Origin of the sequence: Nereida sp., assembly GCF_965655635.1 — a bacterium.
In the GTDB taxonomy this organism is placed as follows: Bacteria; Pseudomonadota; Alphaproteobacteria; order Rhodobacterales; family Rhodobacteraceae; genus Nereida.
Map to the genome: position 1 here is coordinate 13,449 of NZ_CBFHHE010000019.1, position 26,092 is coordinate 39,540.

A 26,092-nucleotide genomic window follows, 5' to 3' on the forward strand; every position below is an offset into this window, starting at 1 on the left:
GAGAATGTGATGGTAGATTTCATCAAACATAATCTAAGACAAATGAGCGCCCCGGCGCCTCAAAGCGCAAGTCATGCCTCCAACCGGACGGGGGCAGCACCTGTTGCCGCTGTTACAGATGTAGCAAAATCTGTAGATGACGGACAATTGTCGCTAAAGGCATCGGTGTCAAAAATGTCAGAGACACCACCAATCGATATGGAAGCAGTAAACCGTATCAAACAAGCGATCGCAAACGGGGAGTACCCAATTAATTTGGGCCTCGTATCCGAGCGCCTTATGGAAAGCTACTTCGAAATGAAGGGTGAATAGGCCTTTGGTTGTAGACTGAGGAAAGTTGTAAAATGCAGCTCGAAACAGCTATAAAACGCTTAGACATACTTGTGGGGCAGCTCTCTGCGACCACAACCGCGTCATCAGACTTATCTGAGGCGTGGACAGAAATTGACGACCTCTTAAAGAGTGTCATTTCCCCTGCCATTAAAAGTGGTGGGTCTTTGCCTTTGGAAAAAGAGACGAAAGTAAGGATCGGAAATTTAATTTCTGAAATAGCGGCTTTGGAACAGAAGTTGCAAATAAAAGCGCGAGCACTTGACACATTCGTGCCACGTAAAAATAGCGCCGATCCGGTGTAAGACTGCTCACAACGGCCGGAGTATATCGGCGATGATCTTAACCCAATTCGAACCACAGACCATTTACGCAATTGCGACTATCTTATCAGGTACGGCTGCGATCTGCGTTGGCGTTGCCATGGTTCGCATCAAACGCTCAAGACGCGCGAAAACGGACGTAGCTGAAGCCATCTATCTGGTTTCCCAAAATATTGCTGAGTTGCAGCACGCAGTTAGCGTAATCGCCAAACAGATCGACAATCAGCATATGTGGTCTGGAAAACAACAAAAAATGAAGCGACCTGCTACAAAAGTTGATCGGGCGATCGCACTTTCCGAACTTGGCGTAAGCGCATCAAACATTCAGCAAGAGACTGGACTGCCTAAAATAGATGTCTCTGCAATTATCAGATTTCACACCGCCTCACGTTCGGATCAAAGCCCTAATCGCGCAACCCATGACAAAGCAGTTTCTATTCAATAGTATCCTGAGAAGGTTGCGTTGCAAATTCTGAACTTTCAAAATCATCAAGTGCGCGTCTTTGTGCAGCGATAAGCGCTTCTGGCTCCAAAAGTGCTGACATAGAAGCTGTCCCGTCATTGGCCCCTCTCAGGCCAAGCGCCTGACCGATTGAATACCAGACATATGCTGTTTCTATGTCTGGCTCGATCAAAAAGTCAGCATGCAAGCCAGCGTACTTCATTATCGCACGTTTGTTTCCAGCAGCAAGCTGCTGATCCAAACGCTCGCTGATACGCTCGTAAATTTCGGTCTGAACTGGCGGCGGCAGTAGATCAGATAGCTCGTCCACCATTGGTTCTGCCCGTCGCTCGTTACCAAGCAAAGACAACACAAACCAGAAGTACGCGTCCTCGTAGTTCTTGGGTCGACCAAGACCTGCTTTCAAAAGGAGCGCCAGATTAAATTGTGCATCAGCCTCCCCCTGCTCTGAGAGGTCACGAAATATATCAACTGCGGAACCATACTCTTTGGCACGCACAGCTTCTACCGCCTGTGCAAATACAGCGTCGGTGGCTTGTGCGTGCCCCATAGCCTTTGCTGTGGGGCTCGACACAATTAGAGCCAAACCAGCAACTACGATTAATTGGAGTACCTTCACTTACCCGCCACCATTACCAGCTGTAGGTAGAGCACCCGAGATTTGAACTTTGAGCCCTCTTGTCTTTCGTAAACAACTATCTTGGGACGATCAGCAACAGATTTGGTCACCTCAATGAACATTGTTTGCGGCAAATGAACGCCACCGTCTTCCAGCGCTCCGAGCGGATCAATACTAAAATATTGTTCAAAATCAGGGTCGAGCCATGATCGAGCCAATGCGCGTCCTAAAATATCAGGAAGGCGATTGCGGACCTCTTCGCGGTCTCGGAGAGTAACATCCTCACCCGCCAGCAGCAGTCCACTGGGCACTCTACTTCCGCCCGCAACCATACTGGTTGAAGGTGTTGATACTGGAACAAGCGCGGTTGATCTACTCACTGTCATTTTGGGCCTTCTTTATGCAACAATATGACGAATCTTACTAATGGCAATAGCTTAACAGAGCATTGCTCGCAGCCAAAAAAACAATTTCACGCCAAAACGATAGCAGACTTCACTTTTGCAAATAGGGCGCAACTGTCGAAAGATACCCCCTTGGTTCCGTGAGGATACTTATTGTTAACTATTATTAATTGTAGCGTCTGCCTGAGACAAAAAATCCACAAGAGTAATGCTTGCCTCAGGGAATTTCATGAACCACGCATCTCGAACGGCAACGTCAAAGATAATTATCGGGCATGCTGCCAGTACCCTTGAGATGAAACGGCTCATCGAAACGGTAGCGCCATCGGCTGGACCCGTTTTAGTAACGGGGCCGACAGGTGCGGGCAAAGAGCTCGTCGCACAAGCGCTTCACGAAGACAGCGGTCGATCCGGTGAGTTGGTTGCCGTCAACTGCGCCGCCATCCCCGCCGAATTGATGGAGTCTGAGCTGTTTGGATACGAAAAAGGGGCATTTACTGGAGCAGATAAACGTCGAGCTGGCAGATTTGAGCAGTCTGATAAGGGAACACTTTTCCTCGATGAAATTGGGGATATGCCGCCAAGCCTTCAAACGAAACTGTTGCGCGTTCTAGAAGCACACACCGTGCGTCGCGTTGGCGGTTCAGCAGAAATTCCACTTGATTTGAGGCTGGTTTGCGCCACCCACAAAGATGTTCGCGAGATGGTAGAGAATGGTAGTTTTCGGGCGGACCTTTACTATCGCCTGAATGTGTTCCCAATCGACGTACCGCCACTCGCCGAGCGTACGGATGATATCGAAGCGATCTTAAAATCTCTTGTAGCCAAACATCACAAACGCAGTCCATCCATAAAGCCGCCTCTTTTTGCAGATTCCGCGTACAAAGCGCTGCTCGCATATGACTGGCCAGGAAACGTCAGAGAACTCAGGAACGTAATTGATCGTGCTTTCGTTTTATTTGGCGGATGCGAAGTGACCGGACAACATGTACGAGAAAACTTGCTGTCCCTGCGTCTACCCAACGAGATAAACCCAATCGAACGCGATGCACTCTGGGAGGCGACCGCGGATCTGTTTGGTAACCCCGGGCCTGAACTGCCGAGTTACAGCTCAGAACCTCCAAAACCTGAAGACTACAAATCTTGGTTCTCACATCACGATCAAATTGACCTGCGAGGGCATCTTCGCGATATTGAAGTGGTCTTGATTGAAGCCGCCTTGGGCGTAAGCGACGGAATGGTCAGCCATGCCGCTGATAAGCTGAGCATTGGTCGTACCACCTTAATCGAGAAAATGAAGAAGTTGGTCATCGATAAAAATGGCGATGGGATGTCGACCTAGTCATCTTTGCTCCATGCGTCCATCATACTCGTAATATATTCGCCAGTAGATTTAAGACGCGTAACCGCCTGCTCCATCTTGGCAAAATTTTCCATCTGTCGTGCTTCTAACAAAAGTGCACGTTCATCGAGTTCAGCGAGTTCATTGCGGTACCCTGATGCACGTTCGGTATAAGCTGACTCTTTGGTCGCCACATCGCCCCGCGCACTGAGTAATTCTTTGAGGTAGGCCTCGATCTTATCGACAAATGACAAGCCAAGACTGACGCTGGCGTCAGATGCCACCCCGTCCAAAACAGTCACACTAACCCCCTCAAATACGCCGGTACTGCGATAAAATTCACGCTGGCCATCTGCATTGGTGCGACCGTACAGCGCCTCACCGTTTAACGTCGCGGTTTGAGTGTTATCATCATAAACAAAGTCGAATGTACCAGCAGAAGGATAGGTTCCATTAGCTAGGCTAACATCCATGTTTGGCACATCGATACTTCCCGTCGAACTGAACAAAGCTTGAAACTTTTCTGGCTCTGCATCGAGCACGTCCATCAACTTTTCGGAGTCTAGGCTAAGTGTACCATCGAGCTCGGTCTGTATTCCGATTTCACTTAAGTAGACAGGATCCGCCCCAAACCCATTAAGAGGCTCGGTGGTGAAATTCATCAGATCACGCTTAATCGCTTCAATAACCGGCTCACCCGCGAGCGGACCAGGTTCTGCACCATTTACCCCGCGAGCCGTGGCCGTATCGATGTAATTACGAAGCGTATTAATCTGAGAAATAAGCGCCTCCACAGATGCCTTGGCGCTTTCAGTATCTTTCGCAACACTGATGGACTGATCGAAGCTTGTGACGCCGCGAAGTGTGATTTCGGCACCCGCAACAACGTCATCCAGAACATTGCTAGGCCGCTCAACAGAAATTCCGTTAATACGAAGCTGCGCATTCCAGGCAGCACTTACCTCATTGGAGCCATCGGTCGTGTCAAACGCCGCCAAGTCACTAGAGGACGCTGTAAGCCGCAAAGAATTACTCGCGCCGGTCTCCGACACCATACTCAATGAAAAGCTGCCATCACCTTTATCGACAACTTCAGCAGTAACGCCATCCAGTGCAGTTAGCTGTGCAGCCAAATCGGATAGAGTTGTGTCTGCCGTAACAGTCACTGATTGCGAAGTTGCATCTTGATTAGCGGTGAAGGTTCCACCACTCCATTTTCCGATATCAATTGTGATAGTGCCAGCAGCTAAAGTATCATCGGCGCCGTCAAAATTCGGAAATTCCAAGACCTGAGGCGCCGCAAGTTGGGTGACAGCAACTTGGGTAGTTTTTTCCTCGAGTGCATGCTCATCAGTGACGCGCAGCGCGATATCTTCGCTAGAAGTTTGCGCGCGATACAAGCCACCGTTCCCGGCATTCTCAAAAATTCCCTGCACTGCGTCCATACGCGAGCGCATCAACGCAATTTCAGAAACTGATAGCTCGTTCGCGCTATATTTATCATTCACCAGTGCCTTTGCAGGCTCAATCTCTGCGTCCACGATACTGGTGACAAGCTGGGTTACGTTTAACCCAGAGCCCTTGGAATTGAGGGTGCTCAAATAGTCTACTGTCATAAGTCAAACCCTTCTCATCGTCCTTAGTTACAACGACCCATTAGCAGCAAAGTTTATAGCCACGGCGCGCTAGTAGCTGATCTCAATCTCAATCCGGCGATTTTTCTCGCGGCCAGCAGCAGTTGCGTTGCTTTCAAGAGGTGCAGTTTCACCCAAGCTGACCGCCTTCATTTTCCCAGGCTCAACAAGACCCGTTGCTTGCATAGATTGAACAACGCTAGCAGCGCGGGCGGCTGCGAGATCCCAGTTGTCGCGAAACAGGCCTCCTGAAATTGGGACGTCATCTGTATGGCCTGTAACAGTAACCTCACTGTCACCAGTCATTGACGCAAACGCAACGCGGCTTAAGATTTCATTAGCATCAACTGTCAAATCGGCAGACCCCGACGGGAAGGCTCCACCAGCGCCAATCGTTAAGAAAACGGAAGCTTCACGTTGCTCGACCTCAACGAGGCCCTGGGCTATTTCCTCACTCAACAAAACTGCCAAACGGTCTTCGGTCAAGCTGGCGCTCTCGATTGCTGCTGCGCGCTGCTGTTCTTGCTGCACCTCTTCATCGGTGGGTCCTGCGTTTTCACGATCCGCAGAGGCGACCTGTGCCAGTTCTTTGAGTTGTTCTTCAAGTCCACCGAACAAAACTTCGCTGTCTGCTTGGCCACTTGCGTTGCGCGCCTCAGCAAGTGCTGTGAGCGTCTCTTCCAACAAACTCGGCAAGTCTTTTGGCTCTGTGTCCTCTGAAGGGAAGTTGATAACGACATTATCGCCCATCATTTCAACGGACACGTCGCCGCTCGCAACAGCCTGCTGCAATGCCTCGCCAAGTTCAGCAGCATTCATTTCAGCAGCAGTTTTCTCACCTTCATTCTCACCAGCCTGTCCAGAACCTTCCTCTGTGCCAGCTTGGTCAGAATTATCACCATCTACTGCATCTTCCTGTTTGCTATCGACCTGCACCTCGGGTTTTTGAACTTCAGTGGTCTCTTGTGTCATTTCTTGAGTAACCGACGGGCTCGGTGACGGACTGAACTCCATCGAAATGACTGTTGTTCCTTTTGGCTGCTCCACAACGGGAACAACTTTTTGCACACCAAAAGCATTCTTGAGAGAGCCAGAAATCATTTTGAACTTTGGCGTGTTGAACTCAGCGAACGACAAAATCAGAACGAAGAACGCCATCAAGAGCGTAGCCATGTCCGCAAAGGTAGCCATCCATGCAGGCGCACCCACAGGCGGACACTTGGGACATTCCTCTTCTTCCTGCTCTTCTTCTGGCTCGATTGCTTCTGCCATATCTAGGCTCCCTCAGTGCGCGCAAAATGCGTTGGTTACGCAGCCTCAAGCTTTGCTTGCAGCTTCGGCGGCAAGTTTGCGGCCATCTGGTCTTGGATATTACGCGGGCTTTCACCGCGGGCGATCCCGCGCAAACCCTCGATCACCATTTGGCGATAGGTAACTTCATAGGCTGTGTAGCCTTCCAGTTTGGTTTGCATCGGCATAAATAGCACGTTCGCAATGAACGCCCCATAAAGAGTTGTCAGCAAAGCCACCGCCATCGCAGGACCAATCGCCTTAGGATCAGCCATATTACCGAGCATGAGAACCAAGCCAACAAGCGTACCGATCATCCCCATCGCAGGAGCCAAATCAATCCACGCTTTAACACACCCCTGGTTTTCTTCGTGACGCACTTTCATGGCCTTTAGTTCTGCGTTCAACTGCTTGACGAGCTTGCCTTCGTCGGCGCCGTCCACAAGCATCTGCAAACCCTTTTCAAAAAATTTGTCAGGTACCTCTTGCCCTTCCAGCGCCATCATCCCGTCTTTTCGAGCAACAGTCGCAAGCTCGATCATGCGCTCGATCATAGCATCCATTTTCTTGACAGGCGGCAAAAACGTCTTGGCCATCGCCCCAAAGCTGCCCAAGAAGACCGGAAGCGGCGCCGTATACATCGCCGCAAAGAACGTTCCGCCAAATACGATAAGAATGGATGGCACGTCGATAAAAGCACCAAGCCCGCCACCTGCAAGCATTGCGCCCACAATCATGCCGATTGCGCCAATTAGTCCGATGAGGGATGCGAGATCCATGATACCTGCCTCTTTCGTCAATTTCATGACAAACGATCAATTTTCATGCCAACTTTACGCAAAATTTCCTTTTTCTTAACTTTATGGACCGACCGTCGGCACTGCTCCATCAAACAAGGAGCGAACGCATAGCGTCCAAAAAGTTGGCGCGTTTTTTGCATGTCAAATATTACACTGCCGCATGGAGACAAATATGCTGAAACCAGCAATCTTGCTCATTAGCCTACTGGCAAGCCAGCCTGCATTCGCCCAATTTTATGAGCGGGGCAACACTGTCGATGATTTGACGCAAGGCGTAACGTGGCTCCGGTGTAGCGTAGGACAACGCTGGCAGACAGATACAGCGCAATGCATTGGGGAAGCGAAACGGCTCAATTTTGAAGAGATCGAACAAGTTATTGTGCAGGCAAATGAACAACTAGGTGGAGAGTGGCGTCTTCCCACCAAAGCGGAACTGCAACAACTTCTATGCGAGAAGTGCATCTCGAAAGCAGTGAGGGATAACGATCCAAATGAAGAGGAAAAACTCGTTCCCGCAATGATAGATCAGAGCGTTTTCCCGAACACAGCCGCTGAACCTTATTGGAGTTCAACAAAGAATTGGATCGCTCCCCGCAATCGTTGGAGTGTCAACTTTATGACGGGTGACAGCTATGGACGGTTCTTTCCTGAACAACGCCTCGCTGTCCGCCTGTTGCGGGACCGATAAGTTTTTCGCTGCCCCAACAAAAAACCACCCACAGTCTTAGTGTGGGTGGTCTAATATTTTCTCGGAGAAAACGCAGTCACCGCCCTATTGGTGACTAAACATCACTGCACCGAAATCAGCGTCCTAGCCACACTTTGAGTGACCGCAGTCCGAGCAGGTCATGCAGCCTTCGCGCATTTGCAGGCTGTATTGACCACAGCTTGGGCAGGCTTTTCCACGGCTTTCGTGCAAGTTCACGTCTTGTTGCTGCGGATCGCTTTTCAGGCCCATGCCTTCACCTTCGATCATGCCGATAGAGATCATGTGCTTTTCAATCACTTGACCGATCGCCGCCAAAATTGACGGAACATAACGGCCTTGAATCCATGCGCCACCGCGCGGATCAAAGACTGCTTTCAGCTCTTCAACAACAAACGACACATCTCCGCCACGACGGAAGACCGCTGAGATCATGCGTGTAAGTGCGACTGTCCATGCAAAGTGCTCCATGTTCTTGGAGTTGATAAACACTTCAAACGGACGGCGTTGTTGGCCAACCATTACATCATTGACGGTAATGTAGATCGCGTGCTCACTGTCGGGCCATTTCAACTTATAAGTTGTGCCTTCAAGCTCTTGTGGGCGGTCAAGCGGCTCTGACAGGTACACAACATCTGCACCAGTATCCGCCTCAGGCGCGCTTTCGCTGCTTTCTGAAACAGACAGTACAGAACCCGTCACATCATTTGGACGGTAGGTTGTGCAACCCTTACAGCCCGTGTCCCACGCTTCCATGTAGACTTCTTTGAATGCCTCAAAGCTGATGTCTTCTGGGCAGTTGATGGTTTTGGAGATGGAGCTGTCGATCCACTTTTGAGCCGCAGATTGCATCCGAACGTGATCAAGCGGCGCAAGTGTTTGTGCGTTGACGAAATAGTCGGGCAGCTCGGCATCGCCGAACTTTTCGCGCCACATCTGTACTGCGTAATCCACGACTTCTTCTTCGGTACGGCTGCCGTCTTTCTGCAAAACCTTACGTTTGTAAGCATATGCAAACACCGGCTCGATGCCTGATGACACGTTACCCGCGTAAAGGCTGATGGTGCCTGTTGGCGCGATGGATGTCAGGAGCGCGTTACGAATACCGTGCTTGCGAACGGCATCTGTGACTTCTTTGTCCATGGTCGCCATCGCACCGCTGGCCAAGTATTTGTCCGCATCAAAGAGTTGGAACGCGCCCTTCTCTTTGGCCAGGTCGACAGATGCCATATAGGACGCATTTGCGATGGCTTTCATCCATGCGTCTGTTTGCTCAGCCGCCTCAACAGAGCCGTAGCGCAGACCAATCATCAAAAGCGCATCCGCAAGACCTGTCACACCAAGGCCGATGCGGCGTTTGGCTTGGGCCTCTTGCGCCTGTGCTTCAAGCGGGAAGCGTGATGCGTCCACGACATTATCCATCATACGCACAGCGGTCGCGACCAGCTCTGTCATTTTGGCAACATCAAGATGCGCGCCCTCTTCAAAAGCGTTCTCAACCAATTTGGCCATGTTGATCGAGCCAAGCAGACAAGCTCCATAGGGCGGCAACGGCTGCTCACCGCATGGGTTGGTGGCCGCGATGCTTTCACAGTAGTTGAGGTTATTCATCGCATTGATGCGGTCGATGAAGATAACACCGGGCTCTGCATAATCATACGTGGACTGCATGATCTGGTCCCACAACTCGCGGGCGTTAACCGTTTTATGCGTCACGCCATCGAACTTCAGATCCCAAGTTGAGCCCGCCTTTACTGCCTCCATGAAGGGGTCAGTCATCAAAACGGAAACGTTGAACATCCGCAAACGAGCCGCATCAGACTTTGCCGTGATGAAGTCTTCGATATCGGGGTGGTCACAGCGCATTGTCGCCATCATCGCACCACGGCGCGAACCTGCGGACATGATTGTGCGGCACATCGCATCCCAAACATCCATGAACGAAAGAGGACCTGAGGCATCTGCAGCCACACCTTTCACACCAGCACCTTTGGGACGAATGGTGGAGAAGTCGTACCCGATGCCACCACCTTGCTGCATCGTCAGCGCAGCTTCTTTGAGCATCTCAAAAATGCCGCCCATGCTGTCAGGGATCGTGCCCATAACAAAACAGTTGAACAACGTAACAGACCGCTCGGTTCCGGCACCCGCAGTAATGCGGCCCGCTGGCAGGTATTTGAAATCCTCAAGCGCGCTATAGAACCGTCCCTCCCAATGGGCGGGGTCCTTTTCCACCGACGCAAGCGAGCGCGCAATCCGGCGCCACGTGTCCTCGACAGTGGTATCGATGGGTGTTCCATCAGCTTCCTTGAAACGGTATTTCATGTCCCAGATTTGCTCAGCAATGGGGGCAGTGAATCGGCTCATAGCGGGTTTCCTATTTCGATGTTCAGTGGCAGACCGACACAATAGCTTGATGGTGCACTGATTTCTACTACCATTGATTGATAATTTTGAGGGTCGGCCTGTGGAAAAGATGATTAATTTAATCAAACTATCAGTTGGAACTGAAAACGTTGAACAATTACTGGCTTGGCAGGCCCTGCCCCGCGCGCGCACCCGCGATAATAAACCGCAGCACATCACCCGTATGTGGCCAAAACGTAAGGAGGAAATTCTGAACGGCGGCTCAATCTTTTGGGTGATCAAAGGCGTTATTCAGTGCCGACAACGTATTTTGCGCCTTGATGAATACATCGCCGGTGACGGCATTCGCCGCTGCGCCATTGTTGTCGACCCTGAAATGCACCGGACCGAAACCGCCCTGAAGCGGCCCTTCCAAGGCTGGCGATACCTTAAACCAGAAGATAGTCCGGCTGACCTGTCGGATGCCCGCGCGAATGAAGAGGCACTGCCCGCGGATCTAAGCGCTGCATTGGCCGACATTGGCGTGCGTTGACCCGCAAGGAATGAACAATTTAGCGCGCGTCCTGCAGCCCCAACACGTCCACAAGCTGAGCAAGGTTCGCGCGGTCCACTTTGGTCATCGGCGCGCTTAAGGATCTAAAGAGCGTGGCCTGAGACCGGTGCACCGGCTCACCCGACAACACCCGCAAATGGTTGGCCCGAAGTGTTTCACCAGTTGAAGTAATGTCGGCAACAGCTTCTGCCGTCTCGTTCTTAACGGTCCCTTCTGTGGCGCCTTGGCTATCCACAAGTTGGTAGTCGGCAACACCGGTGTCGCGAAGGTGCTCGCGCACCAGCCGGTGGTATTTGGTCGCAATCCGCAAACGATGGCCGTGATCAGCCCGAAACTGCGCCGCAACAGCATCCAGATCATCAAGCGTTTCAACATCGACCCACACGTCTGGCACCGCAATAATCAGATCGGCGTGGCCAAACCCAAGCAGAGCTAACTCGCTGACGTGGGTGTCCCAATTCGCCAGCTGTTCACGCACTAGATCACTGCCCGTGACCCCAAGGTTGATACGGCCAGCAGCCAGTTCACGGGGGATTTCGCCCGCAGACAACAGAACCAACTCAAGTCCCTCAACGCCCTCAACTTGGCCCGCGTACTCACGTTCAGCGCCAGAACGCGACAGCGTCACGCCCCGCTGTCCAAACCAATCAAACGTCTTTTCCATCAAGCGCCCTTTGGACGGCACACCCAACTTGATCATTGCGCTACCTCCAACAAAAGCCCCGGACGGATGACACCGCCAACTGCAGGAATAGTTCGTCCGTTGCCCAACCGCTCCGTTAGCGCATCATATCGACCACCTGTTGCGATGGGAGGCAAATCCGGACGTGACGTTGAGCGGAACCCGAAGACAAAACCATCATAGTATTCCATCGATGTGCGCCCGAAACTTGCCTCAAACGGTAAGTCATCGACACCAACACCTGCGTCGGACAACGCATCAAGGCGGGCATCAAATTGCTGAACAGCCGGCGCTAGAAGCGGAAAATCAACGGCAAAATCCCGCAGCGCGGAAAGCGCATTAGGGCATGTCTCGCGCAAATTAAGCAACGCGTTGAGCAACTCAACCTCACCGGCACCAATGGGCAACGTGGCCACATCTTGGCGCAGCACATCCAGTCGTGCCTCGATCTGTGCAGCCGAACGCTTGCCGATTAATGGCCCTGCATTTTTGAACGGCTGGTCAGAACCCAGTAATTTCGCGCGCGCATCACTAACGGGAAGCGCACCGCTATAGCGTTCAAGAAGTTGTCTGAAACGGCGTGGCCGCCAGACGTGACGCATCAACGCCGCTTTGCGCCGCGCGCTTGTCTTAAGTGACTGCACCGCTGCGGTAACAAGACCAATGTCGCCAGTTACTGCCGCCAACCCGTGAGGGGCAAGCACGCGGGTGAATAGGCCAAAAACTTCTGCATCGGCTGCGGCGGCATCGCGGTCAAAAGCCTCAAAGCCCACCTGCATATACTCACAGGCACGTTCCGCATCCATGTCTTGGCGGCGGAAAACTTCACCCATGTAGGCATAGCGCGCAGGCTCTGCCCCGCCGTCCATATGCATCTGGACAACAGGCACAGTGAAATCAGGGCGCAGCATTTGCTCACCGCGCAGCGGGTCCGATGTGGTGTAGGCACGTGCGCGAATATCTTCGCCGTAAAGCTCCAACAACAAATCCGCAGGTTGCAAGATATCGGCTTCGACAAGCTGTGCGCCCGCCCCTTCAAATTGGACTAAAAGCCCCTGAGCCAGCGCGCGTGAAGCTGCTTTTTCAACCATTATGAATAGCTTTCGATGATCTCGCGCACTTTGGCGACCAACTGATCGCGCGGCACTTCGAATTGTTGCGGACGGTCACGCCATTCATCCAGCGTCGCGTTTTCAGCAAGCTTCGCTCCAAGGATCAAGTCCTTGATTTGAACGATGCCGTTGTCTGCTTCGTCGCTGCCTTGGATCACCGCACATGGGCTGGCGCGTTTATCTGCGTATTTCAGCTGGTTGCCAAAGTTCTTGGGGTTCCCCATGAACATCTCGGCGCGAATGCCAGCATTGCGCAGTTCGGTCACCATAGATTGATAATCCGCAAGACGGTCGCGGTCCATCACAGTAACAACAACCGGACCTGCGTGCGTTGCTGTCATTCGGCCCTTTTCCCGCAGCGCCGCCAACAAACGATCAACGCCAATTGAAACACCCACAGCCGGCACTTCTTGGCCCGTAAAGCGCTTGACCAAATCGTCGTACCGACCACCACCTGCCACAGAGCCGAATTGGCGGGGACGGCCTTTTTCGTCCAGAATTTCAAATGTCAGCTCAGCTTCAAAAACGGGGCCGGTGTAATAGCCCAGACCGCGCACAACAGCTGGGTCCAGTTCAATGCGGTCAGCACCGTACCCGCCCGCTTCAAGCAGATCAGCAATCGTCTCAAGCTCGTCCACGCCTTCTAACCCCACCGCAGAGCCCGCAACCAACTCGCGCAGCCGCGCAGTTGTCTCCCGGCCCGTGGCACGTTTGGCATCCATGAAACCCATCACCACATCAGCTGCCGCGTCATCAAGCCCGGCACCTTTGGTAAAATCACCTGACGCATCTTCGCGCCCTGCCCCAAGCAAAGCGCGCACGCCTTCTACGCCAAGGCGGTCCAGTTTATCGATGGCGCGCAGAACAATGCCGCGTTCAGAAATTTTGTCGTCACCAGAAAGACCAGCAACCTCCATGACGCCATTCAAAACTTTGCGGTTGTTCACGCGCACAATGTAGTCGCCGCGCGGGATACCCACGGCCTCAAGCGTATCTGACAACAGCGCGCAAATCTCTGCGTCAGCGGCCATTGACGCCGTTCCAACTGTGTCCGCATCACATTGATAAAACTGACGGTAGCGGCCCGGGCCCGGCTTTTCATTGCGCCACACAGGTCCCATCGCATAGCGGCGATAAGGCGTCGGCAAATCGTTGCGGTGTTGGGCGTAAACCCGCGCAAGTGGTGCAGTCAGATCATAGCGCAGCGCCAGCCAATTTGCGTCCTCATCTTCTTGCCAAGCAAACACACCTTCGTTCGGGCGGTCCACGTCTGGCAAAAACTTTCCAAGGGCTTCCACAGTTTCCACCGCAGAGCTTTCTAACGCATCAAAGCCATAGCGATGATACACCCCAGCGATTTGCTCCAACATATGTGCGCGGTCTGTGACCTCTGCACCGAAGTAATCGCGGAAACCTTTGGGCGGGAGCGCCTTTGGTTTGGGTTGTTTTTTCACTTTGGCCATGACAGCGGGCCTCCAAAAGAAATGCACGGCTCACTTACCCCGATGCATTGCCGTGGGCAACCATGCGCGCAGTAGCAATTCCCGAATGAGTGGCGTATGTCACCCCTATGACCCAACCAACCCTGACCCAGCTTGAAGAAAAGATCGCGCATTTGACGAAAACCGTTGATGAGCTTTCGGATATTGTAGCCAAGCAGTCACGCGACATTGATGTGTTGCAGCGGCGCGCGCAAATGCTGATGGAACGCGAAGCGGCCCGTGAGTTTGACCAAGGCGGCTCAGTCCCCCTTGCGGATCAACGCCCACCCCACTGGTAAATGTGTGATGTTAGGTTGTTGGCCCTGATGCCTAGAAATCTTCAACCGTCAAAACACCCGGTAGCGACTTAATCGCCCCTTTGATTTGGGGTGACACAGGGAAATCACGGTTAAGATCAATCTCAACCTCGCCGGGTAAGCCCTCTGCCATCAAGCAAAACACAATCGGTCCTTTGCCAGCAACCGCTTTCGGCGCGTCCCTAAGCACTGTTGCAACAGTCGGAATGGCAGACTGGTCCTCAACAAATACCTTAAGGCCTGCCCCCCCAACATCTGCCACCACGCTATCAATGGGCGCGACCGAGCGTGCCAAAAGCTTGAGCTGTTCGCTCTCCATTGTGGCCTCAACGGTGACAACAACTTTGGCACCGGTCGAAAGCTGATCACGACATTTATCAAGCGTGTCGCTGAACATCGTGGTCTCATACGCACCCGTTGGGTCAGACAGCTGCACAAAAGCAAAGCGGTTGCCCTTGGCTGACTTGCGCTCCTGAACGCCACTGATGCGGCCTGCAAGTTTCGCGATACACGCACCGGATGACGCTTTTTCTGTAACCTCATCAAGGGTCAGAACGCCTTTGCGTTTAAGAGCAGCGGCGTAGTCTTCAAGCGGGTGACCTGACAAATAAAAGCCAATCGCCTTAGCTTCTTCGTCCAACTTTTCGGCTGGCAACCAATCTGACACGGGACTAAGGCGCGGTTCTGGCAAATCGTCTCCGGCCTCGCCAAACAAGCTGACCTGATTTGATGCGCGCTGTTCATGAATGGCGGCAGAGTAGCCCACAAGCGCATCAAGACTGTCGAACATTTTGCGGCGGTTGGCATCCAATTGATCAAACGCACCAGCGCGAGCCAACATCTCCATCGGGCGCTTACCGATCCGCTTCAAATCAACGCGGCGGGCAAAATCAAAGACCGTCACAAACGGCTTATCAACCCCGTCTACTTTGCGACCCTGTTCAATCAGGCGCATCGCCTCAACACCCACGTTTTTCAGCCCGCCAAGCGCATAGACCAACGCCTGATCCTGCACATCGAACGTCGCCAAAGAGCGGTTGATGCAAGGCGGGATATAATTCAGCTTAAGGCCCTTTTTGACCTCTTCGAAATACACCGCCAGCTTATCCGTCAAATGGATATCGCAGTTCATAACACCGGCCATAAACTCAACCGGGTGGTTCGCCTTTAGCCATGCGGTTTGATAACTCACCACCGCGTAGGCCGCCGCGTGGGATTTGTTGAAACCGTAGTTGGCAAATTTATCCAGAAGGTTCCAAACCTCGGTGGCCTTCTTTTCGTCGACACCGTTTTTCTTTGAACCCTCAAGAAATTTCGGCCGCTCCGCGTCCATCGCTTCTTGAATTTTCTTACCCATCGCACGGCGCAGCAAATCCGCACCCCCAAGCGAATAGTTCGCCATCTCTTGGGCGATCTGCATAACCTGCTCTTGGTAAACGATAATGCCTTGGGTCTCATCGAGAATGTGGTCAATCGTGGGGTGCAGCTTTTCACGCTCTGCACGACCGTTTTTCACATCACAATACTGCGGGATATTTTCCATCGGGCCGGGACGGTACAGCGCCACAAGCGCAACGATATCCTCAATACAGGTGGGCTTCATACGCTTAAGCGCATCCATCATGCCCGAGCTTTCCACCTGAAACACTGCAACGGTTTTGGCGGCGGCATACAGGTCATAGCTTGCCGGATCATCAAGCGGGATCGCGTTGATATCGTTCAGCGTGCCCTCAGCGGGTTCATAAAGCTGTGTGCCATCTGCCGCGATGTGCAAGTCACGTCCTGACTTCAAAATCAAGTCTACGGCGTTTTGCACAACCGTCAGGGTTTTCAGCCCCAAAAAGTCAAACTTGACCAAGCCCGCCTGCTCTACCCATTTCATATTGAACTGAGTGGCCGGCATGTCCGACCGCGGGTCTTGATAGAGCGGGACAAGCGCATCAAGAGGCCGGTCACCAATCACCACACCCGCCGCGTGGGTGGATGCGTTACGCAACAAACCTTCGACCTGTTGGCCATAGGTCAAAAGACGGTCAACGACCTCTTCGTTCTTGGCCTCTTCACGCAGACGCGGCTCATCAGCCAGTGCTTTTTCGATGCTGACGGGCTTTACACCTTCAACGGGGATCATTTTGGACAGCCGATCCACCTGCCCGTATGGCATCTGCAAAACACGACCAATATCGCGTACCGCGGCCTTAGACAAAAGCGCACCAAACGTGATGATTTGACCTACTTTATCGCGGCCATATTTCTCTTGGACGTAGCGGATGACTTCCTCGCGGCGGTCCATGCAAAAGTCGATATCAAAGTCAGGCATGCTGACGCGTTCGGGGTTCAAGAACCGCTCAAACAGCAAGCTGTAGCGCAGCGGATCAAGGTCCGTGATGGTTAGCGCATAGGCCACCAGACTGCCCGCACCAGAACCACGCCCCGGCCCCACGGGAATATTGTGATCTTTCGCCCATTTAATGAAATCCGCAACGATCAAGAAATAGCCGGGGAACCCCATGCCCTCAATGATACCCAGCTCAAAATCGAGACGTTCTTGATAGGCCTCAACGGTGTCTGCATGCTCAATCACTTTTAGACGCTGCTGCAAACCTTCGTTGGATTGACGGCGCAATTCTTCAATCTCGTCATCCGCAAACTTCGGCAAAATCGGATCTCGCTTGTAAGCACGAAACGCACAGCGGCGCGCGATCTCAACCGTGTTCTCAAGTGCTTCTGGCAGATCGGCAAACAGGGTTGCCATCTCGGCTTGGGACTTGAAATAATGCTCAGGTGTCAAACGGCGCCGCGGCTCTTGCTGATCCACATAGGCACCATCAGCGATACACAAAAGCGCGTCATGGGCTTCATACATTGACGCCTTAGGGAAGTAGCAATCGTTCGTAGCCACCAGCGGAATATCCATCTCGTAGGCCATTTCGATTAGGCCGCGTTCCGTCTGTCGCTCGGCCTCAGGCAAACCACCATCTTCTGGATGGCGCTGCAATTCCACATAAAGACGATCGGCGAAAATGGCGTTTAACCGTTCTATCAATGCCTGCGCTTTGGGCTGCTGACCTGTGCGTAACAAACGCCCAACCGGCCCATCAGGCCCGCCTGTGAGACAAATCACATCAGCGCTGTTTTGTTCCAACTCATCCAGAGTGACGTGTGGGACCTGATCCGAATGGGCAATATAAAGGCACGTATTGAGGCGCATCAGATTTTCATAGCCGCGCTCGGTTTGCGCCAATAATACCAGCGGCGCAGGGGGGCGGGGCCGCTCGCCCAAGGGAGCGGGATCAAATTCCAGATCAACCTGACAGCCGATGATGGGCTGCACCCCTGCCTTGATCGCACCTTCTGACAACTCCAGCGCATTAAACATGTTGTTGGTGTCAGTCACCGCCACTGCAGGCATCCCAAGGTCTGCGCACATCTGAGGCAGTTTCTTGGTCGCCAAAGCCCCCTCCAAAAGAGAGTACTCGGTGTGGGTGCGAAGGTGGATGAATCGGGGCTGTGTACTCATTGAGATAGCATATGTGGGCGCGCGAGGCGGATAAAGGGGCAAATATGCTAGAATTCAATGCAAAAACTACACTCAGCCATCGCGTTTCAGTGCCCAATAGTGAATTGGCGCTACAATCATTAAATCATTACTAAATAATGGCGCTACCTACCTTCGTCTATCGTGATCCTGGTAAACTTAACATGCGCAGATAGAAGTCCACGAAAAACTAGGCTGACCCATATGCTCAGATAGATTGATAAAATTTATGTCACTCTAGTGTCAAAAACTCTAAGTTGCTTTCATCAGTCCTTAATTGCGACAAGCGATCAAAAACCTGAAAACGTTTGAGGCAGTTAAAATTAAACCTCAACTGTGATGTAATTTCTGCTAAATTCTCAAAAGCGTACTTATTTTAACAGCAAGACACGTTTCGTGACGAACGTTCACAAATGGGTGTGAACGCTCGCACGTTTTCAGAAGCTATAAGCTAACAGATATCTAATTACACAGCTATAAAGTAGACTACACTCACCATAGCAATAGACATGCTACCTATATTTAGGTCAGCCGTTCTACCACTCAGCGCCTTAATTATGACATATGCAATAAAACCCAAAGCAATACCATGAGCAATACTATAGGTTAGCGGCATAAGCACTGCCGCCATGACTGCTGGGGCATATTCCGTTACATCATCCCAGTCGATATCCTTAAGGTTACGTAAAAAATAAGTTGATATAAAGATAAGGGCGGGTGCAGTAGCAAACGCTGGTACACTCTGAGCAAGCGGCGCCAAGAAAAGACAGGCTGCGAATAGGACCGCTACCACCGCGGCAGTAAGTCCTGTTTTGCCACCCTCTTTTATTCCCGCACCACTTTCAATGTAGGAGGTAGTGTTACTAGTCCCAAGTAAAGCGCCTGCTGTTGTAGCAACTGAATCTGCAACCAGTGCACGATCAATTCCTTCAATCTCACCATTATCATCAACCTTACCTGTAAGGTTCGCCACACTTGTTAGTGTACCTGCTGTATCCAAGAAATCGACAAACAAAAATGCAAATGCCACACCAATAAAACCTGCTGTAAAGAGGATGCTGAAGTCTAAACTAAATACATGTATTGGACTTGGGATAGCACCTGCAACGCCGCCCAGTGATGAAATTCCAGACAACCAAGCGATGGCCGAGACTATAAGAATGCCCAATATGATCGCACCGGGCACGTTTCGCTTATCTAATGTAGCCATGATGACGAAGCCCAAACCCGTTAACAATACGGGCCAACTAGTAACATCGCCGAGACCAACCAAAGTAGCGGGATTGTCCACAACCACTCCACCATTTTTCAAACCAATAATAGCCAAGAAAAGTCCGATTCCCGCGCCTACTCCTAACTTCATACTTTTAGGGATGCTATTGATAATATACTTGCGTGCCGGCGTCACGCTTAGAACAACAAACACAATTCCAGCTACAAATACGGCTGCCAGTGCCTGCTGAAAAGTATATCCTAGGCCAAAGATTACACTGTAGGTAAAAAAGGCATTGAGTCCCATCCCCGGAGCAAGAGCTACTGGCCAGTTCGCCCACAAAGCCATAATCAATGTTCCAACCACAGCTGCAATGACAGTAGCGGTAAAAACCCCCCCGAACTCCATGCCAGTTCCTTCAGTCGAAAGAATAGCTGGATTCACAACCGTAATGTAAGCCATCGTTAAGAATGTTGCTAAACCTGCCATTACTTCTGTTTTGACAGTTGTACCGGCCTTGGTAAGACCGAATAATTTATCTAACATGCGCTTTATTGCCTTTTATTGTTGTCCACCGTAGAAAGCTAGAGGCCTCGCCATACCAACTCAGATCTGTCTTGGATTAATACAAGATGATGAAATGGTCCATAACATTAGTAGATTCATAAATGAAATGGTTCAAATTTGGGATAATCCGCCCCTTTTCAAAAACCGATAGTCGCACTTTGAAAACGGCTACTAAATGCTTAAAAAGCATCAGCACAAATAACATTGAGTCAACCTACCGGTTCACCTCGCATTTTTAGTTGGTCGATCAAGACCTCATGAATCCTCAAAAACTTGATGATCTGAAATCTAGTTTGACACTCAATTAGCGCTACTCACCACAACTGCGCAAATTTCCCGGCGGTCGCCTATGAAATTCTTACTTATCCTTCTCCTAAACGCTAGCAACTATTCGTTATTTTATCCGTCGACCCGAATGGTGGCGTTTTTCGGATCATAGGGACTGTCTTCAACGATGGTCGCGTCCCAAAGCTGATCGAACATTTTGACCTTTAGCACAGTACCAACCTCAGCGTGCTCTGGCTTGACGTAGCCCATGCCGATCGACTTGCCGAAATGAACGGAATATCCGCCCGAGGTCAAACGCCCAACACGCAGATCACCGGCATAAAGCGCCTCGCGGCCCCACGGGTCAGCATCGTCTGGCCCATCGATAAGGAAGGTAACGCATTTGCTGCGCACACCGGTTTTGACCAAAGCGTCTTTGCCAAAGAACTCTTTCTCAAGGTCGATGAACCGAGGCAAGTCAGCCTCAAGCGGGGTCGCATCGCGGCCAAGCTCGTTGCCAAAGGCGCGGTAGGATTTCTCCTGACGAAGCCAGTTCTGAGCGCGCCCACCAACCATCTTAAGGCCGTGCTTTTCACCGGCTTTCTCAAGCAGATCAAACAAGTGGTTTTGCATTTCAATTGGGTGGTGCAATTCCCAACCCAGCTCACCTGTGTAGGCCACACGGATTGCCATCACCGGCACCATGCCAAGCTCAATATGCTTCATGCTAAGCCACGGAAAGCGCTTGTTGCACAGTGCTGTTTCAGGGTCAGCGTCTTTGATAATCTCTTTCAAAAGATCACGGGACTTCGGGCCCGCCAAAGCCAAAACTCCGTATTTCGTGGTGACATCATTGATCGCCACATATCCAACCTCGGGCATTTTATCCTCGGCGGCTTTGCGCAAGTAATCACTGTCGTAATCTGTCCAAGCACCCGCACTAACCAGATAGTAGTGATCCTCAGCCATACGAACGATGGTGTATTCGGTCCGCGTCGTGCCGTGACTTGTCAGGGCATATGTCAGGTTGATCCGACCAACGCGCGGCAGCTTGTTACAAGTAAACCAATCAAGGAAAGCAGTCGCACCGGGGCCCTTAACTTCGTGCTTGGTAAACGCCGATGCATCCAGAAGGCCTACGCCATTGCGCACGGCATTCGCTTCTTCAACTGCGTATTTCCACCAACCGCCGCGGCGAAAGCTGCGTGACGCTTGATCGTCAAAGCCACCTTCGTCGGGTGTCGGGCCAAAATAGTTCGGACGCTCAAAACCATTCACAACACCAAACTGTGCACCGCGCGCGGCCATCCGGTCATAACACGGAGCGGTACGCAGCGGACGGGCAACTTCGCGTTCTTCGTCGGGGTGGTGCAAAATGTAGACATGCTCATAGCTTTCTTCATTCTTGCGCGCCGCATATTCTGTAGTCATCCAGCTGCCGTAGCGTTTTGGATCAAGTGAGGCCATGTCGATCTCGGCCTCGCCCTCAACCATCATTTGCGCCATGTAATGACCCGTGCCGCCAGCAGCAGTAATGCCAAAGCTGAACCCTTCAGCCAGCCACATGTTACGCAGCCCCGGTGCAGGACCAACCAGCGGATTGCCATCTGGTGTATAGCAAATCGGGCCGTTGAAATCATCCTTTAGGCCGACTTCTTCGCTGGACGGAATACGGTGGATGAAGCTCATGTATTCTTCTTCAATCCGCTCAAGATCGAGTGGGAATAGATCGGCGCGGAAGCTATCTGGCACGCCAAACTCGAAACGTGCTGGTGCGTTGCGCTCATATGGCCCTAAAATCCAACCGCCACGCTCTTCGCGGACGTACCATTTGGCATCTGCATCGCGCAGAACAGGGTGTTCTGGATTGTTTTTGCGCCACTCAACCAACATCGAATCGGGCTCGGTTACAATAAATTGGTGCTCAACAGGGATCGCCGGAATTTTGATACCCAACAGCTTTGCGGTGCGTTGCGCGTGGTTGCCAGTGGCCGTCACAACGTGCTCGGCGTGGATGACCATTGTTTCATCGGTTGAGATCAAATTGCCGCCTTTGTCAGCGGTGCGCATGCAGGTCACCTCCCACTCGTGACCGTTCCAATGATAGCTGTCGACCTGCCATTTCCGTTCAATCGTCACACCGTGTTGCCGCGCGCCTTTGGCCATCGCCATGGTGACGTCCGCGGGGTTAATGTAACCATCAGTCGGGTGATAAATCGCGCCAACAAGGTCCTCGGTGCGCACCAGAGGGAACCGCTCTCTGATCTGATCGGGGCTCATCCATTCGTAGGGCACACCGCAGGTCTCTGCGGTGCTGGCGTAAAGCATATACTCGTCCATACGCTCTTTAAATTGCGCCATCCGCAAGTTACCGCACACCGAAAAACCCGCATTTAGGCCGGTCTCTTCCTCGAGGGTTTTGTAAAACTTGATGGAATAGTCGTGAATATGGGTGGTGGCATATGACATGTTGAAATACGGCAACAAGCCCGCTGCGTGCCAAGTTGAACCGGATGTCAGCTCGTCCCGCTCAAGCAAAAGCGTGTCCCACCCCGCCTTACCCAAATGATAAGCGATAGACGTGCCAACGGCGCCGCCTCCAACAACAAGTGCTTTGACGTGGGTTTTCATATGTCCGACCTCCTTGGACGTGTCTTGCAATTACCTTCGCCCATCTAATGCGAACGCGGCGCAATCCAGCCGACCGAACACGCGCCAAAACCGACCTGCCCTACATCAGCAAGACACACCAGACGCCGCAAAACGGCCATTACAAGCTAGACGGAATCACCATATCCGGGGGACGGAACCCATCCGCATGGGTGGAAATATTGAGCATCACGCGCGCGCCCATTTCCTCGCGGCCTTCCACTGTGGCGGACGCCATATGGGGCAACAAAACAACGTTCTTAAGCGCACGAAGGCGTGGGTTCGGCTTAGCGCCACCCTCGTAGACATCAAGGCCCGCACCCGCAATCTCACCCGACCGAAGCATCCGCGTGAGGGCGTTCTCATCAATCACATCACCGCGTGAGGTGTTCACAATAACCGCACTGGGTTTCATCAACGCCAAACGCCGCGCATTCATAATGTGGTAGGTGCTCGGGGTGTGTGGACAGTGAATGGTCAAAATATCGACCTGCGCCAACATCTGGTTGAGACTGCTCCAATACTTTGCGCCAAGATCGGCTTCAGTCTCGGGGCGCAGACAATTACGGTTGTGATAGTGCACCTGCATCCCGAACGCGCGGGCACGTCGCGCAACGGCCTGCCCAATACGGCCCATGCCCAAAATACCAAGGGAGCGGCCGCCAATTTTGCCACCTAACAGTGCAGTAGGCGACCAACCGTCCCAATCACCGGTCTGCATGACTGACAAACCCTCGGGGATGCGGCGCGTCACAGATAGCATCAGCGCCAGCGTCATATCCGCAGTGTCTTCCGCCCCCACGCCTGGGGTATTGCTGACCATAATTCCGTTTGCATGGGCCGCATTTACGTCAATGTGATCCGTCCCTGCGCCGTAATTTGCCACCAGCTTCAAACGTTCGCCGGCCTGTTCAAAAACCGCAGCATCAAGACGGTCATTCACTGTTGGAACCAAAACATCAACGTCTTGCATCGCTGCAATCAGTTCATCGCGGCTCATCGGTGCATCGCTGTCGCGCAGTGTTACGTCGAACAACTCTGCCATGCGGTGTTCCACGGCTGCGGGCAACCGTCGCGTAACGACAACACTCAACCGTTTTCGTGACATCGACCAAATCTCCCACTTTGCCCAGACACCGCTTTCACCCTAGAGTGCAGTCAGAGCAAGCAAGGCACAAGACCTTGAATTTCACCAATCCATTTTCGGCATGCACCCCGCCGAAACAGATAAGCGCACAGGCCGTAGATAATGAAGTCAGTTTTGCTGATCACAGCACTTCTTTTGTCCATTCAACTGGCAGGTCAAACTGCGCGTGCAGACGTGGGCCCTGTCACGGGTCTTCCCATGCCGCGCTTTGTGTCGCTGAAGGCGAGTGAAGCAAATGTGCGCCGTGGTCCGTCCAAAACGCACCGCATTGATTGGATTTTCAAGCGCCGCGATATGCCGCTCCGTGTGATCGCAGAACACGGCCATTGGCGCCGTGTAGAAGACCGCGACGGCGTTGGCGGTTGGCTGCACTACTCACTTATTTCCGGCGTCAGAACTATCATCATTGACGAAGACGCTGTTGAGCTGCGTCGCAAACCAATGACCGATGCACCCGTTGCCGCGATGCTTGAGCGCGGCGTCGTGGCACGGCTTAATGAATGCACTACGGACTGGTGTTCGATGCGGGCAGATGGCTACCGCGGTTGGGCACCGAAATCATCATTCTGGGGCGTAGAGCGCGCCGAGATCATAGACTAACGCGCAGCGCTTAAATCACCTCACCACGGTCCAGCTTTGCCAATACATCTGCGGCATCTGACAGCATAGTGTCGCGCCGTTCTTCGTCCATACGCTCCCACACGCGGTACATTTGGCCCATGCGCGGATTGCTGCGAAACCGTTCTTCATGGCGGATCAAAAAGTCCCAATAAAGCACGTTAAACGGACAGGCCGCTTCACCGGTTTTTGCGGTAACTTTATAATGACAGCCTTTACAGTAATCGCTCATCTTGTTGATGTAAGAACCGCTTGAAACATATGGCTTACTTGCGATGATTCCTCCGTCCGCAAATTGCGACATCCCAATCACATTGGGCGCCTCAACCCATTCGTAAGCATCGGCATAAACAGCAAGATACCACTCATGGACCTGATGGGGATCGATGCCCGCGAGCAAGGCAAAATTCCCCGTGACCATAAGGCGTTGAATATGGTGCGCATAAGCGTCCCGCCCTGTTTGCTCGACCGCTTTTGACACGCACCGCATGCGGGTTTCACCACCCCAATAAAACTCAGGCAGCGCGCGCGAGTGCTCAAGATAGTTGCGCGACGTGTACGAAGGGCCTTCCAGAAAATAGATGCCGCGCACATATTCGCGCCACCCCAGAATCTGGCGAATAAACCCTTCAACCGCATTGATTGGCGCATCACCATCCGTAAATGCCTGCTCAGCCGCGCGACAGATTTCAAGCGGGGTCAGCAAGCCCGCGTTCAAATAAAACGAGATCAGCCCGTGATACAAAAATGGCTCATCGCTCATCATCGCGTCTTGAAAATCACCGAACTTTGGCAAACCGAGCGCTATGAAGTGATGAAGCTGCTGCAGCGCCTGGTCACGGGTGACCGCAAACCAAAACGGCTCAAGATCGCCGAAATGATTATCAAAGCGCGATTTCACCAACGCCAAGACATCCGCCGTGATTTCATCAGGCTCAAACCGTAACGGCCCATCAAACTTCACTTCATCAGGGGCGGGCTTGCGGTTATCGTGATCAAAATTCCACTTGCCGTCGACAGGTTTGTCACCTTCCATCAACAGCCCCGTTTCACGGCGCATTTCGCGGTAGAAATACTCCATCCGCAGCTGCTTGCGTCCCTCGGCCCAATCCTCGAAACGCTTGTGCGAAGCAATGAACCGCGTGTCAGGCAAAACGGTCACTTCAAGCGGCACGTCCTCAAGGGCGTTGATCAAACGCCACTCGCCACACTCAGTGCTAAGAACGCGGCTTGCGCCGGTATCAGAGGCCGCGCGCAGCAACTCCCCTACGATCGAACCTGTGTTCTCAGCATCATCAAGCGCAGTGTAACGAACAGTCCAACCCGCCTCGCGCAACTCATGAGCGAAATGGCGCATCACACTGAACAGAAATGCGATTTTCTTGGGGTGGTGGCGCACATAACTCGCCTCGTCGGCCACCTCGGCCATAACGATGACATCATCTGCTTTATCCGCGTGTTCAAGGGCGGAAAGCGTGTGCGTCAACTGATCTGCCAGAACAAGAACGAGGTTTACCATGGCACTACTTCTCCGGCCCAATCGAAAAATTTGCCCGTCCGTGCGGGGCTAAGCTCATCCAGAACGGTGGCTATGTTTGATGCGGCCTCAGCTGGCGGTACTGTTGCGTGCCGGCCTGCGTATTTGGCGGTAAACGGCGTGGCCACAGTGC

General features: G+C 52.4%; 22 protein-coding genes. 8 read left to right on the forward strand and 14 right to left on the reverse strand.

Annotation, left to right across the window (positions count from 1 at the left end):
- Positions 1-9 precede the first annotated feature (9 nt).
- Genes flgM through ACTF5M_RS07435 form a run of 3 tightly spaced genes read left to right on the forward strand, consistent with a single transcriptional unit; the run spans position 10 to position 1,098 of the window.
- Positions 10-312, forward strand: coding sequence for a flagellar biosynthesis anti-sigma factor FlgM (flgM, locus tag ACTF5M_RS07425; RefSeq protein WP_438960401.1), 303 nt, complete (start codon positions 10-12; stop codon positions 310-312).
- Between the two features lie 32 nt (positions 313-344).
- Positions 345-635, forward strand: a complete 291-nt coding sequence (locus ACTF5M_RS07430) for a hypothetical protein (protein ID WP_438960402.1) — start codon at positions 345-347, stop codon at positions 633-635.
- A 31-nt stretch (positions 636-666) separates the two neighbouring features.
- The gene (locus ACTF5M_RS07435) at positions 667-1,098 is read left to right on the forward strand and encodes a hypothetical protein (protein WP_438960403.1); all 432 of its coding nucleotides are present in this window, start codon (positions 667-669) and stop codon (positions 1,096-1,098) included.
- On the opposite strand, the gene ACTF5M_RS07440 is transcribed toward ACTF5M_RS07435, so the two are convergent.
- Both ACTF5M_RS07440 and ACTF5M_RS07445 read right to left on the reverse strand, forming a co-directional pair.
- Positions 1,088-1,735, reverse strand: coding sequence for a hypothetical protein (locus tag ACTF5M_RS07440; RefSeq protein ID WP_438960404.1), 648 nt, complete (start codon positions 1,733-1,735; stop codon positions 1,088-1,090). The two genes, ACTF5M_RS07435 and ACTF5M_RS07440, sit on opposite strands and share 11 nt — an antisense overlap.
- Complete coding sequence (locus tag ACTF5M_RS07445) at positions 1,732-2,046, reverse strand: hypothetical protein (RefSeq protein WP_438960405.1); 315 nt, start codon at positions 2,044-2,046, stop codon at positions 1,732-1,734. The genes ACTF5M_RS07440 and ACTF5M_RS07445 overlap by 4 nt, the downstream gene beginning before the upstream one ends.
- Before the next feature lie 322 nt (positions 2,047-2,368).
- Here ACTF5M_RS07445 and ACTF5M_RS07450 point away from each other — a divergent pair, with 322 nt between their 5' ends.
- On the forward strand, positions 2,369-3,481 hold the full coding sequence (locus ACTF5M_RS07450) for a sigma-54 interaction domain-containing protein (RefSeq protein WP_438960406.1): 1,113 nt from the start codon (positions 2,369-2,371) through the stop codon (positions 3,479-3,481).
- Here ACTF5M_RS07450 and fliD read toward each other — a convergent pair.
- The 3 genes from fliD to ACTF5M_RS07465 form a co-directional block, all read right to left on the reverse strand.
- Positions 3,478-5,097: a flagellar filament capping protein FliD gene (fliD, locus tag ACTF5M_RS07455; RefSeq protein ID WP_438960407.1), complete on the reverse strand. Its 1,620-nt coding sequence runs from the start codon at positions 5,095-5,097 to the stop codon at positions 3,478-3,480. The genes ACTF5M_RS07450 and fliD overlap by 4 nt on opposite strands.
- Before the next feature lie 69 nt (positions 5,098-5,166).
- A complete protein-coding gene (locus ACTF5M_RS07460) occupies positions 5,167-6,387 on the reverse strand; it encodes a flagellar motor protein MotB (RefSeq protein WP_438960408.1) in 1,221 nt (406 codons plus the stop codon).
- 35 nt (positions 6,388-6,422) lie between these two features.
- Positions 6,423-7,184, reverse strand: coding sequence for a motility protein A (locus ACTF5M_RS07465; protein ID WP_438960422.1), 762 nt, complete (start codon positions 7,182-7,184; stop codon positions 6,423-6,425).
- A 193-nt stretch (positions 7,185-7,377) separates the two neighbouring features.
- Between ACTF5M_RS07465 and ACTF5M_RS07470 the strand changes: the two genes are divergently transcribed.
- On the forward strand, positions 7,378-7,893 hold the full coding sequence (locus ACTF5M_RS07470; RefSeq protein WP_438960409.1) for a DUF1566 domain-containing protein: 516 nt from the start codon (positions 7,378-7,380) through the stop codon (positions 7,891-7,893).
- 123 nt (positions 7,894-8,016) lie between these two features.
- Here the strand turns inward: ACTF5M_RS07470 and ACTF5M_RS07475 are convergent, their stop codons facing one another.
- The gene (locus ACTF5M_RS07475; protein ID WP_438960410.1) at positions 8,017-10,278 is read right to left on the reverse strand and encodes an adenosylcobalamin-dependent ribonucleoside-diphosphate reductase; all 2,262 of its coding nucleotides are present in this window, start codon (positions 10,276-10,278) and stop codon (positions 8,017-8,019) included.
- Between the two features lie 100 nt (positions 10,279-10,378).
- Here ACTF5M_RS07475 and ACTF5M_RS07480 point away from each other — a divergent pair, with 100 nt between their 5' ends.
- A complete protein-coding gene (locus ACTF5M_RS07480; RefSeq protein ID WP_438960411.1) occupies positions 10,379-10,810 on the forward strand; it encodes a DUF1489 family protein in 432 nt (143 codons plus the stop codon).
- Between the two features lie 19 nt (positions 10,811-10,829).
- On the opposite strand, the gene hisG is transcribed toward ACTF5M_RS07480, so the two are convergent.
- Genes hisG through hisS form a run of 3 tightly spaced genes read right to left on the reverse strand, consistent with a single transcriptional unit; the run spans position 10,830 to position 14,088 of the window.
- The gene (gene hisG, locus ACTF5M_RS07485) at positions 10,830-11,531 is read right to left on the reverse strand and encodes an ATP phosphoribosyltransferase (RefSeq protein ID WP_438960412.1); all 702 of its coding nucleotides are present in this window, start codon (positions 11,529-11,531) and stop codon (positions 10,830-10,832) included.
- Positions 11,528-12,604 (reverse strand): ATP phosphoribosyltransferase regulatory subunit, encoded by a 1,077-nt coding sequence (locus ACTF5M_RS07490; protein ID WP_438960413.1) that lies wholly within the window; start codon positions 12,602-12,604, stop codon positions 11,528-11,530. The genes hisG and ACTF5M_RS07490 overlap by 4 nt, the downstream gene beginning before the upstream one ends.
- Complete coding sequence (gene hisS, locus ACTF5M_RS07495; RefSeq protein WP_438960414.1) at positions 12,604-14,088, reverse strand: histidine--tRNA ligase; 1,485 nt, start codon at positions 14,086-14,088, stop codon at positions 12,604-12,606. The genes ACTF5M_RS07490 and hisS overlap by 1 nt, the downstream gene beginning before the upstream one ends.
- 107 nt (positions 14,089-14,195) lie before the next feature.
- Between hisS and ACTF5M_RS07500 the strand changes: the two genes are divergently transcribed.
- Complete coding sequence (locus ACTF5M_RS07500) at positions 14,196-14,405, forward strand: SlyX family protein (RefSeq protein WP_048599407.1); 210 nt, start codon at positions 14,196-14,198, stop codon at positions 14,403-14,405.
- Between the two features lie 31 nt (positions 14,406-14,436).
- Here the strand turns inward: ACTF5M_RS07500 and dnaE are convergent, their stop codons facing one another.
- From dnaE to ACTF5M_RS07520, 4 genes are all read right to left on the reverse strand, one after another.
- Positions 14,437-17,943, reverse strand: coding sequence for a DNA polymerase III subunit alpha (dnaE, locus tag ACTF5M_RS07505; protein ID WP_438960415.1), 3,507 nt, complete (start codon positions 17,941-17,943; stop codon positions 14,437-14,439).
- A 484-nt stretch (positions 17,944-18,427) separates the two neighbouring features.
- The gene (locus ACTF5M_RS07510) at positions 18,428-19,720 is read right to left on the reverse strand and encodes an NCS2 family permease (protein WP_438960416.1); all 1,293 of its coding nucleotides are present in this window, start codon (positions 19,718-19,720) and stop codon (positions 18,428-18,430) included.
- A 420-nt stretch (positions 19,721-20,140) separates the two neighbouring features.
- Positions 20,141-22,639, reverse strand: a complete 2,499-nt coding sequence (locus ACTF5M_RS07515) for a GcvT family protein (RefSeq protein WP_438960417.1) — start codon at positions 22,637-22,639, stop codon at positions 20,141-20,143.
- Positions 22,640-22,778: 139 nt separating this feature from the next.
- Positions 22,779-23,765 (reverse strand): 2-hydroxyacid dehydrogenase, encoded by a 987-nt coding sequence (locus ACTF5M_RS07520; RefSeq protein WP_438960418.1) that lies wholly within the window; start codon positions 23,763-23,765, stop codon positions 22,779-22,781.
- Positions 23,766-23,906: 141 nt separating this feature from the next.
- Here ACTF5M_RS07520 and ACTF5M_RS07525 point away from each other — a divergent pair, with 141 nt between their 5' ends.
- Positions 23,907-24,404, forward strand: a complete 498-nt coding sequence (locus ACTF5M_RS07525; protein ID WP_438960419.1) for an SH3 domain-containing protein — start codon at positions 23,907-23,909, stop codon at positions 24,402-24,404.
- 10 nt (positions 24,405-24,414) lie between these two features.
- Here ACTF5M_RS07525 and ACTF5M_RS07530 read toward each other — a convergent pair whose 3' ends face one another.
- Positions 24,415-25,941: a cryptochrome/photolyase family protein gene (locus ACTF5M_RS07530; protein WP_438960420.1), complete on the reverse strand. Its 1,527-nt coding sequence runs from the start codon at positions 25,939-25,941 to the stop codon at positions 24,415-24,417.
- Positions 25,942-26,092: the final 151 nt, after the last annotated feature.

Bases quoted from the DNA above. Each gene is read 5' to 3' on its own strand.
- hisG (WP_438960412.1), bottom strand. From the start codon at position 11,531: ATGATCAAGTTGGGTGTGCCGTCCAAAGGGCGCTTGATGGAAAAGACG.
- ACTF5M_RS07460 (WP_438960408.1), bottom strand. From the start codon at position 6,387: ATGGCAGAAGCAATCGAGCCAGAAGAAGAGCAGGAAGAAGAGGAATGT.
- ACTF5M_RS07470 (WP_438960409.1), top strand. From the start codon at position 7,378: ATGCTGAAACCAGCAATCTTGCTCATTAGCCTACTGGCAAGCCAGCCT.
- ACTF5M_RS07520 (WP_438960418.1), bottom strand. From the start codon at position 23,765: ATGTCACGAAAACGGTTGAGTGTTGTCGTTACGCGACGGTTGCCCGCA.
- ACTF5M_RS07465 (WP_438960422.1), bottom strand. From the start codon at position 7,184: ATGGATCTCGCATCCCTCATCGGACTAATTGGCGCAATCGGCATGATT.
- fliD (WP_438960407.1), bottom strand. From the start codon at position 5,097: ATGACAGTAGACTATTTGAGCACCCTCAATTCCAAGGGCTCTGGGTTA.
- ACTF5M_RS07490 (WP_438960413.1), bottom strand. From the start codon at position 12,604: ATGGTTGAAAAAGCAGCTTCACGCGCGCTGGCTCAGGGGCTTTTAGTC.
- hisS (WP_438960414.1), bottom strand. From the start codon at position 14,088: ATGGCCAAAGTGAAAAAACAACCCAAACCAAAGGCGCTCCCGCCCAAA.
- ACTF5M_RS07475 (WP_438960410.1), bottom strand. From the start codon at position 10,278: ATGAGCCGATTCACTGCCCCCATTGCTGAGCAAATCTGGGACATGAAA.
- ACTF5M_RS07525 (WP_438960419.1), top strand. From the start codon at position 23,907: ATGAAGTCAGTTTTGCTGATCACAGCACTTCTTTTGTCCATTCAACTG.
- ACTF5M_RS07500 (WP_048599407.1), top strand. From the start codon at position 14,196: ATGACCCAACCAACCCTGACCCAGCTTGAAGAAAAGATCGCGCATTTG.
- flgM (WP_438960401.1), top strand. From the start codon at position 10: ATGGTAGATTTCATCAAACATAATCTAAGACAAATGAGCGCCCCGGCG.
- ACTF5M_RS07530 (WP_438960420.1), bottom strand. From the start codon at position 25,941: ATGGTAAACCTCGTTCTTGTTCTGGCAGATCAGTTGACGCACACGCTT.
- ACTF5M_RS07510 (WP_438960416.1), bottom strand. From the start codon at position 19,720: ATGTTAGATAAATTATTCGGTCTTACCAAGGCCGGTACAACTGTCAAA.
- ACTF5M_RS07430 (WP_438960402.1), top strand. From the start codon at position 345: ATGCAGCTCGAAACAGCTATAAAACGCTTAGACATACTTGTGGGGCAG.
- ACTF5M_RS07435 (WP_438960403.1), top strand. From the start codon at position 667: ATGATCTTAACCCAATTCGAACCACAGACCATTTACGCAATTGCGACT.
- dnaE (WP_438960415.1), bottom strand. From the start codon at position 17,943: ATGAGTACACAGCCCCGATTCATCCACCTTCGCACCCACACCGAGTAC.
- ACTF5M_RS07450 (WP_438960406.1), top strand. From the start codon at position 2,369: ATGAACCACGCATCTCGAACGGCAACGTCAAAGATAATTATCGGGCAT.
- ACTF5M_RS07515 (WP_438960417.1), bottom strand. From the start codon at position 22,639: ATGAAAACCCACGTCAAAGCACTTGTTGTTGGAGGCGGCGCCGTTGGC.